The sequence below is a fragment of the Acidovorax sp. JHL-9 genome (assembly GCF_000426205.1).
Classification (GTDB): Bacteria; Pseudomonadota; Gammaproteobacteria; order Burkholderiales; family Burkholderiaceae_C; genus Acidovorax; species Acidovorax soli.
In genome coordinates this window covers 1-1,872 of the sequence record NZ_AUEX01000060.1, presented here as the reverse complement: position 1 = coordinate 1,872, position 1,872 = coordinate 1, and the positions used below count along the sequence as shown (strand labels likewise).

Below are 1,872 nucleotides of genomic sequence, written 5' to 3'. Positions count from 1 at the left end.
CTACACTTATCCACAGCCGACCTTCACAGGTTGGCCATTAGCCCTGGCTCAAAATTCAATCGGCACGGTGGCTCAATTTTGAATCGGCGCCAACAGGTATGGACATCCTGTCCGATCAGTCACTGAGGATGCTGTATTTCATCGAAGTTGCAGTCCTGTCGCTGGCGATGTTGCTGTCTTTGGCGGTGGTGCGCAGCCGCTTCGGGAAAATCCTGATCGCGATCCGCGACCGCGAGGACCGTGTGCGCTTCAGTGGTTACGACACAGCGCACATGAAGGCATTTGTCTTTGCCTGTGGAGCCCTTCTTGCATCGGTGGGAGGCGCTTTCTTCACTCTTCAAGTCGGACTGATCGCACCGAGTGTCATTGGTGTGGTGGCATCTGTGGAAATGGTGATTTACGCAGCTGTCGGAGGCCGCATGTCGGTGCCTGGTGCGGTCGTGGGGGCCTTGCTCATCGGATTTCTCAAATCGTATTTGTCGGAGGCGTTCCCCGAGGGTTGGCTCTATTTCCTTGGCGGTGTCTTTATCCTGGTTGTGTGGGTCATGCCTAACGGGTTGGCGGGACTGATAGAGCAATGGTCAAGCCGACGACGAAGCGAGGTTGCGTGATGAGCTTCAGCGCTGTTCTTTCACGAGTCCCACACAACGGTGCAGATCTAATGTCCAAAACTGCTTCCAATGCGAGCGAGAAAATACTTGTAGTCGAAGACCTCACGGTCTCGTTCGACGGATTTAGGGCGGTGGACGCACTGAGTCTTTCTGTCGACCGAAACGAGCTGCGCGTGATCATCGGGCCCAACGGTGCGGGGAAGACCACCTTACTAGGGCTACGCTGAACAAGCCGTCGAAAATTTCCGCGCAAACCTGGATGACGCAGTTTTTTGGACTTTTATGCCTCTCGCGCGGCCCATTTGGGCAGTTCGCGGGGCGCTGAGGCCCGATTTCCGCCCTTACGGGCGCACCTGTCCCAACAGATGACTGCGGCACAGGTAAATGTTGGCCAGCGCCAAGGCCGTGAACGCCCGCGTAGCGTTCTTCTGAAGCCCGCGGTAGCGCACCTTGGTGAATCCCCACAGGCGCTTGACCACCGCAAAGACATGCTCGACCCGGGCACGCACCCGCGATTTGTTGCGGTTCTTGGCCCGCTGAACTTCGTCCACCTCGCCTGCACGGCGGGTGCGCTGGTTGGTGAAGTCCTTGGCCTTGGGGGCCTTGCTCGCTATCAGTGCTTTCTGGCTGGCATAGGCCGAGTCGCCGTACACGCGCCGCTCATTGCCATGCAGCAGATTGGGCAGAGGGTGTTTGTCATGCACGTTGGCCGCCGTCACCACGGCGCTGTGCGCCAGCCCGCTTTGGCTGTCCACGCCAATGTGCAGCTTCATGCCGAAATACCATTGCTGGCCTTTGCGGGTCTGGTGCATATCGGGGTCGCGCGCCTTGTCGGCGTTCTTGGTGGAGCTGGGCGCTGCGATGATCGTGGCATCCACGATGGTGCCGGTGTTGACCTTGAAGCCGCGCTCCTGCAATTGCTGGCCTACCTTGGCAAACAGGGCTTCACCCAGTTTTTGCTCATTGAGCAGTTTGCGAAACTTCAGCAGCGTGGTGGCGTCGGGCACGCGTTCGCGGCCCAGGTCAATCCCCACAAAGCGGCGCAGACTGGCACTGTCATACAGAGCCTCCTCGCACGCCAGATCGGCCAGGTTGAACCAGTGCTGAAGAAAATGGATGCGCAGCATGCGCTCCAACCCAATGGGCGGACGGCCGTTGCCGGCCTTGGCCCTGATGGCCACCCAAATTCCCCCGTCTATGGCCACCTCAAACTCCCCCACCTGAACTGATCGGGGATAGGGGTTTAACGCCGGCGTCGTCG

General features: G+C 59.0%; 2 protein-coding genes and 1 pseudogene. 2 read left to right on the top strand and 1 reads right to left on the bottom strand.

Annotated elements, in window-relative coordinates; all coding sequences use genetic code 11:
* Nucleotides 1–98 precede the first annotated feature (98 nt).
* Both K225_RS21345 and K225_RS22020 read left to right on the top strand, forming a co-directional pair.
* A complete protein-coding gene (locus tag K225_RS21345; RefSeq protein WP_238323289.1) occupies nucleotides 99–611 on the top strand; it encodes a hypothetical protein in 513 nt (170 codons plus the stop codon).
* 50 nt (nucleotides 612–661) lie between these two features.
* Nucleotides 662–832: pseudogene (locus K225_RS22020) on the top strand (ATP-binding cassette domain-containing protein); the annotation flags it as partial.
* Nucleotides 833–952: 120 nt separating this feature from the next.
* On the opposite strand, the gene K225_RS21340 reads toward K225_RS22020, so the two are convergent.
* Entirely contained in the window at nucleotides 953–1,831 is an 879-nt protein-coding gene (locus K225_RS21340) for an IS5 family transposase (RefSeq protein WP_369794888.1), read from the bottom strand.
* Nucleotides 1,832–1,872: the final 41 nt, after the last annotated feature.

Excerpts from the sequence above, each read along its gene's own strand:
- K225_RS21345 (WP_238323289.1), top strand. The coding sequence starts at position 99 with ATGGACATCCTGTCCGATCAGTCACTGAGGATGCTGTATTTCATCGAA.